The sequence below is a fragment of the Pseudomonas sp. SZ40 genome, assembly GCF_052958135.1.
Window position 1 is genome coordinate 38,231 of sequence record NZ_JBQWIF010000026.1, and the last position, 15,617, is coordinate 53,847.

The following is a 15,617-nucleotide window of genomic DNA, read 5'->3' on the forward strand; positions in this document are numbered from 1 at the left end:
CGCTGCTCAGTTCTGCAGGATCTTCTGGCCTTTCATCACGATGTTCTTGGCTGCCTTGACGTTGATCGCCCCGGAGCCGTCGATGCTGATGTTCTTGCCACGAATGACGATGGTGCCGTCCTTCTTCATGGTGATGCTCGCAGCGCCGGTCTGCAGGGTGATCGAGTCGCCGGCCTTGAGCACGAAGTTCTTGCCGACATGCAGGTTGTCATCCTTGAGGACACGGCTATTGCGCTCGCCGCGCACGTAGTGCGACTCGTTGCCGCCTGCCATGGTCGCCAGATCGGCGCCGATGAGCACATACTCGTTGGCGGTGATCAGCGCGGTACGGTCAGCGCCGATGGTGGTGCGCTCGCTGTTGCCCACGCTTTCGGTACGGTTGGCGCCGATGCTGATGGTTTCGTTACTGCCCACGCTCTCGGTGCGGTTGGCGCCGATGCTGATGGTTTCGTTGCTGCCCACGCTCTCGGTACGGTTGGCGCCGATGGCGATGGTCTCGTTACTGCCGACCTGCTCGCTACGGTTCACGCCGATGGTGATGGTTTCGTTGTTGCCGACCTTTTCGGTACGGTCGACGCCGATGGTGATAGTCTCGTGGTTGTCCACCGTTTCGGTGCGATCGTGTTTGACGTGCACCGTCTCATCGTTGTCGACGGTCTTGCTGCGATCGTGGCCCACCCAATGGGTCTCGTCGTTCTCGACCTCGATGTCCTGATTCTTCTCGGCATGGATGAACAGCTGCTCCTCGCCCTTCTTGTCTTCCATGCGGATTTCATTGAAGTTGGCCGGCGTGCCGCCCTTGCTCGAGCGGCTCTTGGTGCCGCTCTGGGTGGCGTTGGCAGGCAGATCGTAGGGCACCGTCTGTTCGGCGTTGTAGACGCGACCGGTGACGATCGGCCGGTCGGGATCACCCTCGAGAAAGCTGACGATGACTTCCTGGCCGATGCGCGGAATCTGGATGGAGCCCCAGTTCTTGCCGGCCCAGTTCTGCGATACACGGATCCAGCAGGAACTGTTCTCGTTGGACTGGTCGTGGCGATCCCAGTAGAAATGCACCTTCACCCGGCCGAACTGATCGGTCCAGATTTCCTCGCCCTTGGGGCCGACCACCATGGCCGTCTGCGGTCCCTGCACGATTGGCTGCACGGTCAGCGGCAGCGGGCGGAACACCTGGCTGGCGTCGATGCAGGTGAGGCTGCTGTCGAACTGGAAGCTCTCGCTGCCGCGGCCGCTCTCGTACAGGTCCTGGGTGATGGTGTATTCGCTGTCGACGATCAGGTATTCGCGGTTCTGGTCATCGCGCGGGTAGTCGGTGAGGCTGAACAGATGACCGCTGCCCAAGCCGCGGGCGTTGCCCTTCAGGCGAATCTGCTCGTGCTGGGCCTGAATCGCCTCGATGCGATTGCGCGCGTACTGCTCGCCGTCCTTGCTCTGCACGTACTCGCCCGGGTAGTCGTAGAGCGGATAGTCGGCGTTGCTGTGCTCGCGGGCGATGCTGGAGCGAACTTCCAGGCGCGCGCTGGGGCGCTGGAAGTCATAGTCGTTGAGCGCCAGGGAGCCGGGTTGCACTTCGTGCACCAGGTGCCAGTCATGAATGTGGTCGCGCTCGCGCATCTGATCGTCGAGCGGGTAGAAGGGCACGCGGGCGTAGCCGGGTGCCGTGCCGTGCGCACCGTAGGCGTCGCAGAGCACCAGCACGTGACGCTCCTGCTCGTGGCGAAAGTAGTAGTAGATGCCTTCCTGTTCCATCAGCCGGCTGACGAAGTCGAAGCTGGTCTCGCGGTACTGCACGCAGTAGTCCCACTCGCGATAGGAGCGGGTGAGGGCGTCTTCGAAATCGGAGAAGCCGAGATCTCGGAATACCTGCTTGATGATCTCGGGTACGGTCTTGCTCTGGAAGATCCGGCAGTCGGACGTCCGCGACAGCAGCCATAGCCAGGGCTTGAGCGTGACCTGGTAACTGGCGAACTGACCACGATGGGCGGTCTGGCTGCAACGGGCGACGATGCCGTGGAAGTAGCGGTCGCTGCCATCGGCCAACTGCACGGCGATGCCCATGGGCTTGCCGAGCAGGTTGTTGAGCTTCAGCGATGAGTTCTCGGACGCCAGGCTCAACTGGTACTGGAACAGGCGGCCGAGGGACTCGGTGCCGTTCAGGCGCTCCATGACCAACGCATTCGCGCCGAGCGGGCTGCTGACCTTGGCCATGCGCGACTGTTGTGTGATTGCCATTTCCGTGACCCTGCGATGCCGTCCTGTGCCGAAGATAACCGGGAATGCGGTTACGTGCTGAGACGCCGTTGGGAATGCGCGCTCGAGCTGGCCTGTCCGTCTGATTTTTTGCGGACTGGTGCGGCGCTGTCGATCACAGCGCTCGGTCAGGCCAGCGATGCGCAAAGGTGTCGCAAGCGATATGACATTGTCCAGTAATGGCGATAAGCCAGTTCGCGCCGCCCGGCTTGCTAGCCGTAGCGCCTGGCTCTAAGGTGCGGCTTTCGCCCACAGCCAGCCGCCAATGACCATGGATCGTTTTGCCCCCTTCGCGCAGCAGGCAGCCCGGTTACTGGCGCTCTGCGCGCCTTCGACCGACGATGGTGCCCATGACCTTTCACACCTGCAGCGGGTCTGGGCCAATGCCTGTCTGTTGCAGCGCGAAGAGGGCGGCGATCTCGAGCTGCTGCTGGCTGCCGTGTTGCTGCATGACTGTGTAGCGGTGGAAAAGGACTCGCCGTTGCGCGCCAGCGCATCGCGCCTGTCCGCTGCAAGGGCCGCTGAGGTGCTTGCCAGGCTGGGGTGGCGCGATGAGCGCATCGCGGCGGTCTGCCACGCCATCGAGGCGCACAGTTTCTCCGCGGCGATCACGCCAACCAGCCTGGAGGCGCGCATCCTGCAGGATGCCGACCGTCTCGATGCCATCGGCCTGATCGGCGTGGCGCGCTGTTTCCATGTGTCCGGACGGCTGGGCAGCGCCCTGTACGATGCCGACGATATCGACGCCGCGCATCGCCCGCTGGATGACCAGCGCTTCGCCCTCGACCATTTCCGTACCAAGCTGCTGGGCCTGGCCTCAGGCTTTCAGACCGCTGCAGGCGCGCGACTGGCCGAGCAGCGGCACGCGCGGATGGTGGCTTTCCTCGACGCGTTTCGCGAGGAAATCCAACCGTCCTCGACCTTAATGGAGGAGTGAGCATGCACTACGACGTCATCGTCATCGGACTGGGCGCCATGGGCGCCGCCACCCTTTACCAGCTGGCCAGGCGCGGCGTGCGCGTGGCTGGTGTGGATCGCCACGCACCGCCCCACGATCTGGGTTCCAGCCATGGCGATACGCGCATCACCCGCCAGGCGGTGGGCGAGGGCGTTGCCTATGTACCGCTGGCGTTGAATTCCCAGCGCATCTGGCGCGAGCTGGAAGCGCAGAGCGGCGAGTCGCTGTTCGAGGCGTGCGGCATGTTGATGCTCAGCAGCAGCCAGGCGCCGACGCGGGGGCACGGCACGCCCGATTTCGGCGGTGAGACGGCAGCGCTGGCCAAGCGTTTCGGCATCGAACACAGCCTGTTGGATGCCACGGGGATTCGCGCACGCTTCCCACAATTCGCTGGCTTCAGCGAAGAGGCCAGCGGCTATTACGAGCCGGGAGCCGGTTTCGTGCGCCCCGAACTGGCTATCGACGTGCAACTGAGGCTGGCCGAGCGGCTGGGGGCCACCTTGCACACCAACACCCCGGTCACTGCCATCGAATCCGTCGGCCAGGGTGTTCGCGTGCAGACCAGCAGCGGCACGCTGACCGCGGACAAGGCCATCGTCTGCGCCGGCATGTGGACCGGCCGCCTGCTCGGTGCGCCGGTCGAGGGCCTGCTCAAGGTCTGTCGCCAGCAACTGGTGTGGTTCGAACTGGACGAGCCTGAACGCTTCGCTGCTGGCTCGCCGGTGTACATCCTCCTGCATGGCGCGGCGGACACCGACAGTTGCTACGGCTTCCCGCCGCTGCCAGGCGAGAACGCCATCAAGATCGCCACCGAGCAATACCTCGAGAGTTGCGACCCCGATGCGCTGGATCGCAGTGTCCGCCAGGCCGATATCGATGCCCTGTACGACGCCCATGTGGCTGGCCGTCTGCTCGGTGTGTCGAAACGGGTGCTCAAGTCCAAGGTCTGTACCTACACCATCACCCCGGACTTCAACTTCATCATCGACGCCCATCCGCACCTGGCCAACGTGACGCTGGTGTCTGCCTGCTCCGGGCATGGTTTCAAGCATTCAGCCGGCATTGGTGAAGCGCTGGCCATGCACCACTGCAACGAGCCAGGCGCCGTCGACCTGTCACCCTTCACGCTGGCGCGATTCAGGTAGTTACCGCAAGTAAGGTCTCAGGAGCTACCGACGAATAGATGGCAGCAAGGCAGAAGCGCCGCTCCCTGCGTAGGGTGGACAACGCTCTTTTCGTCCACCATTGCGATCGTGAAGCGGTGGACGGATCGGGCCGCGCAGGTGAAGCGTCGTCCACCCTACGCCGGAAGGCAGCTTCAAGGCGATAACCGCCGTTCGTAGTCGGGCGCCAATTGGTGGGCTGAAGCCCACCCTACAGCTGAATGGTGGGAGTAGAAGCTCGGTCTACATTCTGTGGGAGCGGGCCATGCCCGCGAAAAAATCGCGGGCATGGCCCGCTCCCACAGGTACTGCACCAATGACCGCTTTCGCCACTTTGTGGCCATCGCAGGCAATCTTTCGGCTAAAGAGCATCGTCGTTCAGCCAGCGATACATCACATGGCAATCCACCAGCCCCAGGCTGCGGTGACGATAGGCCTTCGGCAGGGTGCCGACGATGTTGAAGCCGTGCTTCTGCCAGAGCGCCACGGCGACGGTATTGGTGGCGACCACGGAATTGAACTGCATCGCCTGAAAGCCCAGCTCGCGACCGATCTGCAAGGAATGCTGGCAGAGCGCACTGGCCACACCCTTGCCGCGGGCGGCGGGAGCGGTCATGTAGCCGCAGTTGCACACGTGGTCACCGGGGCCGGCGGCGTTGGCCTTGATGTAGTAGCTGCCAAGGATCTGCCCGTCCTGTTCGGCCACGAAGGTGGCGCGGGGCAGTTCGACCCAGAGCTTCCAGGCCGTTTCACGGTCCATGGCCGGGTCATAGGCGTAGGTTTCCTGAGCCTGGGTGATGTCGCGGATGATGGGCCAGACCTGATCGAAGTCGGCGCTGGTAATAGGGCGGATATTCACGCGCTCTCCTGGGATATTCAGCGACTCACGCCTTGAACATGCGTGGGTCGTAAGTGAAATCGTAAATCTCGACGACGCTGATCTGGCTCGCGGCCGGATGCAGCGGATTGATCAGCAGGTTGCGTTCCAGTGGCAGCACGGCAGACGGCACGATAAGGCCCAGGTGGCTGACCGCGCGCAGCCAGAGCGTGCCGAAACCCATACTCGGGCGGTCGACCGGCAGGGCGTTCCAGCCTTTCGGCAGCTCGCTGACAGCAGGCTCCCAGTAAAGCGCGGGGTCGTCCGGCAGCTCGAAGCAGGTGATCTTCATCGGCATCGCCGGTGGCCCCTGCGCATGCACGAAGGTTTCCAGGCAGCAGATGGCAGGGGATAACCCCATGTACACCGCGGCGACATCCTGCTCGTTCCAACGCCCGCCTTCGATGGCCGCGCCGCGCCCGGAAAGGTCCGTCGCCCGCCTGGCCTTGGCGACACGCCAGGCACGCATCAGGCGGCGCCACCCCAGTCGAGGGCGTTGAGCACCCGGCGAACCTGCTTGGCGCCGATTTCCGTTTCGCAGAGCATGATCGGCGCCTGTCCGCCCAGTGACTGATTCACGCGCGACATCCAGTCCGCGGCCGCCTGGCGGCTCTCGAACACCTCTTCGGCCAACTGGCAGACCATGGCGATCCGATCCAGGCGCTCCGAGGCGACCGGGTCGAGCAGTTTGTGCTCGCGCCGGCGTCGTTCGAGGGTCGAAATCGAGGCGTTGAGGAGGATTTCCAGGCTGCGTTCGGGCAAGGCGAAGGTGGCCTTGACGGCCTGTACCAGCTCGGCGGCGAAGCCATCCCGGATCTGTTGCAGGCGCTCGGCTTCACTGAGCGCTTCGCGGCCGGCGCAGAACGCCCAGAAGGCAGCGCTTAGGGGCTGGGCCTCGCCCTTGCCCCGTTTGGCCTGACGCATTGCGGTGATGGTCATGCTGCCTCCTTCATTTGAATGAAAAATAACGTCAAATGAAGATTACTCTTTCGTGGTGCATCTTGCACGGCAGGCACCTGTCAATCCGACGGAGCGCTGTCTCGACTCAGTCTGCATAGCCTTCGGCCAGATGCGCGTCCTTGAGCTTCACGTAGTTGCCGGCGGTGTAGCTGAAGAAATTGCGCTCCTTGTCGGTCAGTGGCCGCGCCCGTTTCGCCGGGCTGCCGACGTACAGGTAACCGCTTTCCAGCACCTTGCCCGGCGGCACCAGGCTACCGGCGCCGATGATCACGTCGTCCTCGACCACCGCGCCGTCCATCACCGTGCTGCCCATGCCGACCAGGATGCGGCTGCCCAGGGTGCAGCCGTGCAGCATCACCTTGTGGCCGATGGTCACTTCGTCGCCGATGATCAGCGGGAAGCCGTCCGGGTTGAACGGGCCGGCATGGGTGATATGCAGCACGCTGCCGTCCTGCACGCTGGTGCGTTTGCCGATACGGATGCGGTGCATGTCGCCGCGGATCACGGTCAGCGGCCACACGGAGCTGTCTTCACCGATTTCCACATCGCCGATGACCACCGCCGAGGCGTCGACGAACGCGCGCTCGCCAAGCTGCGGGGTGATGGATTGGTAAGTACGAATCGCCACGATAGAACCTCTTAAGCTGCGCCAGGGGTTGATTGTAATTAAGATGGTCGCCATATGAGTTATCAGTCTTCCCAATTTCCAGCACAGGTACCCGACGTGAGTGCGAACAATCCCCTGCTGCAATCCTTCGACCTGCCGCCGTATTCGACCATCCTGCCCGAGCATGTAGAGCCGGCGGTGGATGCCATTCTCGCCGAAAGCCGTACGGCGGTGGCCGAGCTGCTGGCCAGCCAGGGCAACGCGCCGCGCTGGGAATCGCTGATCGATCCGCTCGACGAGCAGGGTTCGAAGCTGGGCCGCGCCTGGAGCCCGGTCAGCCACCTCAATGCCGTGCGCAACAACCCCGAGCTGCGTGCCGCCTACGAGGCGTGCCTGCCGAAACTCTCCGAGTACTGGACGGAAATGGGCCAGAACCGCGCCCTGTTCCAGGCCTACGAGGCGCTCGCTGCCAGCCCTGAAGCGGCCGGTTTCGATGTCGCGCAGAAGACTATTCTCGAGCACGCCCTGCGTGATTTCCGCCTGTCCGGTATCGATCTGCCAGCCGAGCAGCAGAAGCGATACGGCGAGATCCAGATGAAGCTCTCCGAGCTGGGCAGCCGTTTCTCCAATCAGTTGCTGGACGCCACCCAGGCCTGGACCAAGCAGGTCGAGGACGAAAGCCTGTTGGCCGGCATCACCGATTCCGCCAAGGCGCAGATGAAACAGGCCGCCGAGGCCAAGGGGCTGGAAGGCTGGCTGATCACCCTGGAGTTCCCCAGCTACTACGCGGTGATGACCTACGCCGACAACCGCGCCCTGCGCGAAGAACTGTACGCCGCCTACTGCACCCGTGCTTCGGATCAGGGCCCGAACGCCGGGCAGCACGACAATGGTCCGGTGATGGCCGAGATTCTCGATCTGCGCCAGGAACTGGCGCGCCTGCTCGGCTTCGCCAACTACTCCGAGCTGAGCCTGGCCAGCAAGATGGCCGAGTCCACCGAGCAGGTGCTGAGCTTCCTTCGCGACCTGGCGGTGCGCAGCAAGCCGTTCGCCGAGCAGGATCTGGCCGAGCTCAAGGCCTACGCCGCCGAGCATGGCTGCAACGATCTGCAGAGCTGGGACGTGGGCTACTACAGCGAAAAGCTGCGTGAGCAGCGCTACAGCATTTCCCAGGAAATCCTGCGTGCCTATTTCCCCATCGACAAGGTGCTCGGCGGCCTGTTCGCCATCGTCGAGAAGCTCTACGGCATCCAGATCAAGGAGCTGTCCGGCTTCGATACCTGGCACCCGGACGTCCGTCTGTTCGAGATTTCCGAAAACGGCCAGCACGTCGGTCGCTTCTTCTTCGACCTCTACGCCCGTGCCAACAAGCGTGGTGGTGCCTGGATGGACGGTGCCCGCGACAAGCGTCGCAGCGCTGGCGGCGAGCTGGTCAGCCCGGTGGCCAACCTGGTGTGCAACTTCACGCCTGCGTCGACCGGCAAGCCGGCCCTGCTGACCCACGATGAAGTCACCACCCTGTTCCACGAATTCGGCCACGGCCTGCATCATCTGCTGACCCGCGTCGAGCATGTCGGGGTTTCCGGCATCAACGGCGTGGCCTGGGATGCCGTCGAGCTGCCCAGCCAGTTCATGGAAAACTGGTGCTGGGAGCCCGAGGGCCTGGCGCTGATTTCCGGGCACTACGAAACCGGCGAGCCGCTGCCTCAGGACCTGCTCGACAAGATGCTCGCTGCCAAGAACTTCCAGTCCGGCCTGATGATGGTGCGTCAGCTGGAGTTCTCGCTGTTCGACTTCGAGCTGCATGCCATTCATGGTGACGGCCGCAGCGTGCTGGAGGTGCTCGAAGGCATTCGTGACGAGGTCTCGGTGATGCGCCCGCCAGCCTACAACCGTTTCCCCAACAGCTTCGCGCACATCTTCGCCGGGGGGTATGCCGCTGGTTACTACAGCTACAAGTGGGCTGAAGTGCTGTCCGCCGATGCCTTCTCGAAGTTCGAAGAGGAGGGCGTGCTCAACCCGCAGACCGGTCGTGCCTTCCGCGAGGCGATCCTGGCGCGCGGTGGTTCCCAGGCGCCGATGGTGCTGTTCGTCGATTTCCGCGGTCGTGAGCCGAGCATCGACGCGCTGCTGCGCCACCTGGGCCTGAGTGCGGAGGCGGCATGAGCGACGACCCGGTGATAACGCCCAAGCGCTTCATCGCCGGAGCCGTGTGCCCGGCGTGCAGCGAAATGGACAGCATCAAGATGTGGAACGTCGATGGCGTGCCGCATCGCGAGTGCGTGCAGTGCGGATATGCCGACACCCTGGACGAGCGTGGCAACTCGGTGGCCAAGGAGCTGCCGACCCGCGTCAACGTTAGCGCCCTGACACCGAAGAAACCGGCCGACCCCAAGGTCAAGGCCGTGCAGTTCTTCCCCAATCCGAAGTTGAAGAAGCCCGAATAGGCGTCACCTCGCAGAAACAAGACAAGCGCCACAGGGCGCTTGTCTTGTTTTGGTACTCAGCATTTCTAGCTTGTGGATAACGCCTCGGCGGGCTTCTTGTCCTTCTTGGCGCGCAGCAAGCTGTAGGCGTGCCAGAGTACGGACAGCGCAGCCAGGCCCAGGAAGGTGGCCGAGATCGGGCTGGTCAGGAAGGCCCCGAAGTTGCCATCGGACAACATCAGGCCACGGCGCAGGTTGGTCTCCGCCATCGGCCCGAGGATGAAGCCGATGATGAACGGCGGTGCCGGCATGCCGGCCTTGATGAAGCCGTAACCGATGATCCCGAACAGCAGGATGCTCCAGGCGTCGAACAGGCGGCTGTTGAGGCCGAACGCCCCCACCACGCAGAGCACCAGGATGATCGGCAGCAGGATGTGCTTGGGCACCGACAGCAGCTTGATGAAGATGCGCAGGCCGTAGAACTCCAGCACCAGCATGATCACCGTGGCCAGAATCAGCGCGGCGAAGATGGTGTAGACCAGCGGGCCCTGGGTGATGAACAGCAGCGGGCCGGGCTGGATGCCGTGGATCAGGAAGCCGCCGAGCAGCATCGCGGTGACCGTGTCGCCGGGAATGCCGAGGGTCAGCAGCGGCACCATGGCGCCGCCGATGCCGGCACTGTTGGCGGTTTCGCTGGCGACCACGCCGCCCGGGTTGCCCTTGCCGTAGGAGTCCGGGTCCTTGTCGCGTTTCTTGGCGACGATGTAGGAGACGATGTTCGAGGTGCCCGAGCCGACGCCCGGCAGCACGCCGATGCCCAGGCCGATCATCGCCGAGCGGAAGGCGTTGCGCAGCTGGCCGACGAATTCCTTCAGCGAGAAGCCGAAGCCTCTGACCTTGGACATGTCCAGCGGGGCGACCTTGGTCTTGCCGGCATGCCGTCCGGTTTCGGCCAGGCGGATCACCTCGGCCACGGCGAACATGCCGATCATCACCGCCAGCATGGCGAAGCCACCGTTGAGGTTGGACTGCTCGAAGGTGAAGCGGCGGATCGCATCCACCGGGGCAATGCCGACGGTGGAGAAGGCGAAGCCCAGGGCGCCGGAAAACACGCCCTTGGTCAGCGAACCGGTGGACAGCGTGGCGATCAGGGTCAGCGAGAAGATGGCGATGGCGAAGTATTCATGGGGCCCGAAACTCAGCGCCACCTTGGCCAGGATCGGTGCGATGAACATCAGCGCGCCGATACCGAAGAAGGTGCCCAGGAACGAGAACACGATACCGATGCCGAGGGCCTTGAAGCCTTCGCCTTTTTCCATCATCGGCCCGCCATCGAACACCGTGGCGATCGATGAGGGCGTGCCGGGTATCTTGAGCAGAATCGAGGGGATCAGGCTGCCGGAAATCGCCCCCACGTAGAGCGCCACCAGCAACGAAAGGCCCGCGGCCGGGCCCATGGTGAAGGTCAGCGGCAGGCACAGCGCCACGGCCATGGTGGCCGACAGGCCGGGGACCGCGCCGAAGATGATGCCCACCACCACGCCGATGGTGATGAGGATGAAGATCTGCAGCGAGAAGACTGCGGCGAAACCGTGTTGCATCAAGTCGAGCATGGTTCGCCTCCTAGATGTTCAGGATGCCGGCGGGCAGCATCAGATCGAAGCCCTGGCGGAAGATGAGGTAGATGACGATGGCCGAGATGATCGAGATCACCGCGTACATCAGGTGGCCGATCTTCTGTCCGTGGGGCGTCAGGACGATGAACTGCAGGTACAGATAAACCGCGGTCACGATGGGAAAGCCGATGGGCTCCAGAGTGGCGATGTAGACGGCGATCAGGGCGAGGGTCTTGATCACCGTGCCATATTCGGAGACCTCATTCTTTTTGTCGTCGACGGTGGCCGCGGCTTCACCTGCAGGCGCCTTGCGGGCGCTGAACACCACTTGCAGCACGCCCAGTACACACATGAAGATCGCCAGCACGTAAGGCACGAATGCAGCGTCGATGAACGACTTGCGTGGCAGGGCCATGGTGGCCAGCAGGTAGGCGATGCCGGCGGCCAGCATGAAGCCGCCGGTGATCAGCTCTTTTCGCTTGTAAGCATCCACAGCGAACTCCTATGGATCAGGGAATGAAAAAGCCGGAAGCGTGGGCTTCCGGCTGCGTGGATCACTTCGATTGGCGTAACGCATCCTTGAACTGCATGAACTCTTCGCGGTGCTCCTTGAGCATGGCGATAGCGTCATCGGTGCCGTAGTAGGTCACCGGCTGCTTGTAGGTTTTCGCCAGCTCTTCGCCGTAGCTCGGGATCTCGGTGATCTCTTTCATCACGCCGGCCATCTTGGCGACGATGGCGGCGTCGGTGCCTTTGGGAAAGGCCACGACATAGGGCTTCTCGACGATCAGGTCGACGTCCTTCTCGCGGAAAGTCGGGATGTCGCCAACCAGCGGGTTGCGCTCTTCGTTAGGCTGGGCCAGGGCATTCATGGCGCCGCCCTGAATGTAGTCCTGCAGTGCGCCGTAGCTGATGGCGCCCATGTCGATACGACCGCCCAGCAGCGCGACGATGCGCTCGGCGACGGTGCCGGTGTCGATGTAGCGCAGCTCTGTACCGGTGCGCTTCTCGAACATCAGGCCCTGCAGGTGGGAAAAGTTACCCATCTCGGTGCCGTAGGTGATGCTGCGTGGTTTTTCCTTGGCGCGTTCGATCAGCTTTTCCACGCTGTCGATGCCCGACTGCTTCGAGGCGACGAAGATCGATGCCTTGTCGACGCCGGCGATGCACGAGACCTCGAAGGCGTCGTAGCTGTCCTCGCTGAGGCCAGCGACTTCGTTGACGATCAACTGACCGGTGTGGGTGAACAGAATCGTGTGGCCATCGGCTGCCGACTCCTTCACGTGGGAGGCCGCCACGGTGCCACCGCCACCGCCCATGTTGGTGATGACCATGGGCTTGCCGGTGATCTGCGTGAAGTACTTGGCCATCATCCGGGCATTGAAGTCGGTATCGCCCCCGGCGTTGGCGGGTACCACCACCTGGACGGCGCGGGTTGGCCAGTTCGGCTCCTGAGCCAGGGAGGTTGCCGAGGTGGTCAGCAGCGCTGTGGACAGTAAGGTCGCGGACAGAATTTTATTCATTGCAAGTTCTCCGATAACGCCACGCCTGAACAACTCGATGGCTTGTTTCCAGCGCGCACTTAATAGGAAGCCAGACCCGCCCGATAATTAATCAGCAGGTAAGTCATAAGGCGATTGGGGACGGCGAGGCGGCGTTAGTGCCGGTCTGTGCAGCTGCGGGGACTCATGGCGAGAGCGGATCCTATGATTATTATTAGTTGGTGTCGTACGTTGTCGTATGACGGCAAGAGGATGATTGTCCGCACTGTTCTGGCTGTCAACAAAGCATCTTTCGACAAGCCGATTCATAATGTTTCAGTTTTATAACTTTATGATTTATATGGTTTTTATTAAATGTTTCATTATTTTTCTTATGTCCTGTTTCTGATGATCGTTATTGTATCGGCGGATTATTGCCGATTTGCCTTATATAAATGAGCGGATTATTGCCGATTTAAATTTCGTTATACGATGACTTATGATTTGCCCGAGTGGCGTCAACGTGCTCGTTGAACTTGCCGCAGACATTTCATATTCAGAAGAGTGAGCCTTGCCATGTATTTCTGCCTGCGCTGTCGCCATTCTCAAAGGCCTGCGTGCAGCCGACCATCACGCTGGCCTGCCGAGTTCGCGCACATCGACTCTGGTGGCCATTCTGACGATTCACTGCGGAGCGCCACTCCATGAGCCACCTGCCACCCGAACTGCTGCACGCCTTGGGCGAGATCGTCGGCCCGGCCGGCTTGATCGAAGACGAGGCCGCCATGCAGGCCTACCTCAGCGACTGGCGCAACGCCTACCGCGGGCGCGCCGCGCTGGTGGTGCGCCCGGCCTCCAGGGAGGAGGTGGCCGCAGTGGTTCGCGCCTGCCACCAGGCCGGCGTGGCGCTGGTGCCGCAAGGCGGCAACACCGGCCTCTGCGGCGGGTCGATCCCCGACGAATCGGGGCGCCAGGTGGTGCTGTCGCTGACCCGCATGACGCGGATCCGCCAGGTCGACACGGCCAACGAGACCATCACCGTCGAGGCCGGTGTGATTCTGCAGCGTCTGCAGGAAGCCGCTGCCGACGTCGGGCGGTTGTTCCCGCTGTCGCTGGGGGCCGAGGGCAGCTGCACCATCGGCGGCAATCTGGCCACCAACGCCGGTGGCACCGCCGTGCTGCGCTACGGCAACATGCGTGACCTGACCCTGGGCCTCGAAGTGGTGCTGCCCGATGGGCGCATCTGGGATGGCTTGCGCGGCCTGCGCAAGGACAACACCGGCTACGACCTCAAGCACCTGTTCATCGGCTCCGAAGGCACGCTGGGGATCATCACCGCGGCCGTGCTCAAGCTGTATCCCGCCGTGCGCAGCCGCACCACCGCCTGGGTCGCGCTGTCCAGCCCGCAGGCGGCGGTCGATCTGATCGGGCGCATGCGCGCCCTGTGCGGCGATCGCCTGACCGGTTTCGAGCTGATGTCGCGACAGAGCGTGGAGTTCGTACTGCGGCATGTGGCTGGCTGCAACGACCCGTTCGGCGAGGTTCATCCCTGGTACGTGCTGATCGAGCTCAGCGACACGCTGCCCGAAGCGCCGCTCAACGCGATGCTGGAGACAGGTCTGGGCGAGGCGCTCGAACGGGGCGAAGTGCTGGACGCCGTGGTGGCTGGCAGCGAAGCTCAGGTCGCGGCGCTGTGGAAGATGCGCGAAGGCATCTCGGAAGCGCAGAACCATGAAGGGCCGAGCCTCAAGCACGACATCAGCGTGCCGGTCAGCAGCATCCCCGCCTTTATCGAAGCCGCCGACCGCCAACTGCAGGAGGCGTTCGCGGGGGTGCGTATCGTTGCCTACGGTCATGTGGGTGACGGCAACCTGCACTACAACATCAGCAAGCCGCCGAGCAGCGAGGACGTCCCCTTCAAGGCGCAGGCGGAGGCGATCATGCACGTCATCTACCGGGTCACCTGCGACTTCGCCGGCAGCATCAGTGCCGAGCATGGCCTGGGCCAGGCCAAACGCGAGGCTGCGCGCCACTACAAACAGCCGTTGGAGCTGGAGCTGATGCGCAGCATCAAGCAGAGCATGGATCCTGCCGGTTTGATGAACCCGGGCAAGCTGCTCTGAATCTTCATGTGGAATTCGGGGTTTCCCAGGCGGATACTGGCCAGCCTTCCGGGACATGAATAAGGACGTTTCTCGTGCGCTTGCTGCTACTGCCTCTGCTTGCCATCGCCGCACCTGCGCTGGCCGATGTGCGTATCGATGACCTCACGGCCAAGCGCAGCGACTGGGAGACCTATCGCTTCCCGCTGCTGGTTGGCGATAGCCCTGCCATCGGGCGTATCAACACATTCCTGCATACCCTTGAGTTGCAGGCGCTTCCCGGGCGCTTCGCCAAGTCGCCGTTCGAGAACGTGCAGCCTAAAGACGGTGAGATGTGGGGCGTGAACAGCCTCGATTATCAGGTTCTTGGTGAGGGGCCGGGTTATCTGTCCCTGAACATCGAGGGTGAGTCCACGGGCGCCTATACCAGTCAGAGTTCGCGCAGCTACAACTTCGATCTGGCCAGCGGCCGCCCCATCGGCTTGCCGCAACTGCTGACCCCCGAGGGGCTGTTGCGTCTGCAAGGCGAAGTGCAGAGCTTGAGGGTCAAGCGACTGGAGGACTTCCTCAAGGCGCTGCCGCCGAGCGAGCCCGCCGATCCCGATAACTTGAGTGACGACGAGCAGTGGCTCGAAGGGCAGCGCAACATGTATGCCTACTGCCTGGATACGCGCCGCGACATCAGCCTCGACTATGACCGTGTGCAGCTGGGCACCGATAGCCTGGCTCTGATTGGCGAGGGCTGCGCCAATCACGCCAGCCGTGCCCTCGACGATCTCGGCGAGTTTTCCAACAGTTTCAATTACCAAGCCCTGAGCGGCGATCTCAGTTCTTACGGGCGCTGCCTGTTGCTGGAAAAACGCGGTGATTGTGCGCTGCCGGTCAACAGCACGGCGCAAGGCGTTTACCGCGGTACCGTCGGGCCCTATCCGATCACCCTGGTGATCGAGCAGCTGTATGCCGACCACAGCCTGTCCGCGAGCTACTTCTACGATAAGCACGCCAAGTACATCAATCTCGGTGGCGAGCATCAGCAGGATTTCGTCACCCTCCACGAAAGCAGCGAGCCGCCGGCCCGTTTCGAACTCGAGTTCCAGGCCGATGGCAGCCTGAAAGGCACCTGGCAGCAGGGCGAGAAGCCAGCGCTGGATGTCCAGCTCACTCCGTGATCTCGCCT

General features: G+C 62.9%; 14 protein-coding genes. 6 read left to right on the forward strand and 8 right to left on the reverse strand.

The annotated features are described in order from the left end of the window. Nucleotides 1–6 precede the first annotated feature (6 nt). Nucleotides 7–2,232: a type VI secretion system Vgr family protein gene (locus ACT9T4_RS18935; protein WP_499118422.1), complete on the reverse strand. Its 2,226-nt coding sequence runs from the start codon at nt 2,230–2,232 to the stop codon at nt 7–9. Nucleotides 2,233–2,515: 283 nt separating this feature from the next. On the opposite strand from ACT9T4_RS18935, the gene ACT9T4_RS18940 reads away from it, so the two are divergent. Both ACT9T4_RS18940 and solA read left to right on the forward strand, forming a co-directional pair. Continuing rightward, nucleotides 2,516–3,187 carry an HD domain-containing protein gene (locus ACT9T4_RS18940; RefSeq protein WP_042553369.1) on the forward strand — a complete coding sequence of 224 codons (672 nt, stop codon included), beginning with the start codon at nt 2,516–2,518 and terminating at the stop codon, nt 3,185–3,187. Next, nucleotides 3,184–4,353: an N-methyl-L-tryptophan oxidase gene (gene solA, locus ACT9T4_RS18945; protein WP_499118423.1), complete on the forward strand. Its 1,170-nt coding sequence runs from the start codon at nt 3,184–3,186 to the stop codon at nt 4,351–4,353. Before ACT9T4_RS18940 ends, solA begins: the two co-directional genes overlap by 4 nt. A 379-nt stretch (nt 4,354–4,732) precedes the next feature. Here the strand turns inward: solA and ACT9T4_RS18950 are convergent, their stop codons facing one another. From ACT9T4_RS18950 to ACT9T4_RS18965, 4 genes are all read right to left on the reverse strand, one after another. After that, complete coding sequence (locus ACT9T4_RS18950) at nt 4,733–5,230, reverse strand: GNAT family N-acetyltransferase (protein WP_042553367.1); 498 nt, start codon at nt 5,228–5,230, stop codon at nt 4,733–4,735. Between the two features lie 25 nt (nt 5,231–5,255). Further along, nucleotides 5,256–5,717 (reverse strand): RES family NAD+ phosphorylase, encoded by a 462-nt coding sequence (locus tag ACT9T4_RS18955; protein ID WP_042553366.1) that lies wholly within the window; start codon nt 5,715–5,717, stop codon nt 5,256–5,258. After that, nucleotides 5,717–6,187, reverse strand: a complete 471-nt coding sequence (locus ACT9T4_RS18960; RefSeq protein WP_179539539.1) for an Xre family toxin-antitoxin system antitoxin — start codon at nt 6,185–6,187, stop codon at nt 5,717–5,719. The genes ACT9T4_RS18955 and ACT9T4_RS18960 overlap by 1 nt, the downstream gene beginning before the upstream one ends. Nucleotides 6,188–6,293: 106 nt before the next feature. Then, a complete protein-coding gene (locus ACT9T4_RS18965; RefSeq protein ID WP_042553364.1) occupies nt 6,294–6,836 on the reverse strand; it encodes a gamma carbonic anhydrase family protein in 543 nt (180 codons plus the stop codon). 54 nt (nt 6,837–6,890) lie between these two features. Here ACT9T4_RS18965 and prlC point away from each other — a divergent pair, with 54 nt between their 5' ends. Continuing rightward, the gene (gene prlC, locus ACT9T4_RS18970) at nt 6,891–8,981 is read left to right on the forward strand and encodes an oligopeptidase A (RefSeq protein ID WP_179539540.1); all 2,091 of its coding nucleotides are present in this window, start codon (nt 6,891–6,893) and stop codon (nt 8,979–8,981) included. Beyond that, the gene (locus tag ACT9T4_RS18975; protein ID WP_042553363.1) at nt 8,978–9,262 is read left to right on the forward strand and encodes a YheV family putative zinc ribbon protein; all 285 of its coding nucleotides are present in this window, start codon (nt 8,978–8,980) and stop codon (nt 9,260–9,262) included. Before prlC ends, ACT9T4_RS18975 begins: the two co-directional genes overlap by 4 nt. A gap of 65 nt (nt 9,263–9,327) precedes the next feature. On the opposite strand, the gene ACT9T4_RS18980 is transcribed toward ACT9T4_RS18975, so the two are convergent. The 3 genes from ACT9T4_RS18980 to ACT9T4_RS18990 all read right to left on the reverse strand — a co-directional run bounded on the left by ACT9T4_RS18980 (nt 9,328) and on the right by ACT9T4_RS18990 (nt 12,380). Continuing rightward, complete coding sequence (locus ACT9T4_RS18980) at nt 9,328–10,854, reverse strand: tripartite tricarboxylate transporter permease (protein ID WP_179539541.1); 1,527 nt, start codon at nt 10,852–10,854, stop codon at nt 9,328–9,330. A 10-nt stretch (nt 10,855–10,864) separates the two neighbouring features. Further along, nucleotides 10,865–11,350, reverse strand: coding sequence for a tripartite tricarboxylate transporter TctB family protein (locus ACT9T4_RS18985; RefSeq protein ID WP_499118427.1), 486 nt, complete (start codon nt 11,348–11,350; stop codon nt 10,865–10,867). A 61-nt stretch (nt 11,351–11,411) separates the two neighbouring features. Next, nucleotides 11,412–12,380 carry a tripartite tricarboxylate transporter substrate binding protein gene (locus ACT9T4_RS18990; RefSeq protein ID WP_042553360.1) on the reverse strand — a complete coding sequence of 323 codons (969 nt, stop codon included), beginning with the start codon at nt 12,378–12,380 and terminating at the stop codon, nt 11,412–11,414. Nucleotides 12,381–13,042: 662 nt separating this feature from the next. Between ACT9T4_RS18990 and ACT9T4_RS18995 the strand changes: the two genes are divergently transcribed. Next, a complete protein-coding gene (locus ACT9T4_RS18995) occupies nt 13,043–14,461 on the forward strand; it encodes an FAD-binding oxidoreductase (protein WP_499118429.1) in 1,419 nt (472 codons plus the stop codon). 74 nt (nt 14,462–14,535) lie between these two features. After that, entirely contained in the window at nt 14,536–15,609 is a 1,074-nt protein-coding gene (locus ACT9T4_RS19000; RefSeq protein WP_499118430.1) for a hypothetical protein, read from the forward strand. Nucleotides 15,610–15,617: the final 8 nt, after the last annotated feature.

Coding starts and splice junctions, on each gene's coding strand:
- ACT9T4_RS18940 (WP_042553369.1), top strand. CDS start 2,516: ATGACCATGGATCGTTTTGCCCCCTTCGCGCAGCAGGCAGCCCGGTTA.
- ACT9T4_RS18995 (WP_499118429.1), top strand. CDS start 13,043: ATGAGCCACCTGCCACCCGAACTGCTGCACGCCTTGGGCGAGATCGTC.
- ACT9T4_RS18935 (WP_499118422.1), bottom strand. CDS start 2,232: ATGGCAATCACACAACAGTCGCGCATGGCCAAGGTCAGCAGCCCGCTC.
- ACT9T4_RS18955 (WP_042553366.1), bottom strand. CDS start 5,717: ATGCGTGCCTGGCGTGTCGCCAAGGCCAGGCGGGCGACGGACCTTTCC.
- ACT9T4_RS18980 (WP_179539541.1), bottom strand. CDS start 10,854: ATGCTCGACTTGATGCAACACGGTTTCGCCGCAGTCTTCTCGCTGCAG.
- ACT9T4_RS18975 (WP_042553363.1), top strand. CDS start 8,978: ATGAGCGACGACCCGGTGATAACGCCCAAGCGCTTCATCGCCGGAGCC.
- ACT9T4_RS18960 (WP_179539539.1), bottom strand. CDS start 6,187: ATGACCATCACCGCAATGCGTCAGGCCAAACGGGGCAAGGGCGAGGCC.
- ACT9T4_RS18990 (WP_042553360.1), bottom strand. CDS start 12,380: ATGAATAAAATTCTGTCCGCGACCTTACTGTCCACAGCGCTGCTGACC.
- prlC (WP_179539540.1), top strand. CDS start 6,891: ATGAGTTATCAGTCTTCCCAATTTCCAGCACAGGTACCCGACGTGAGT.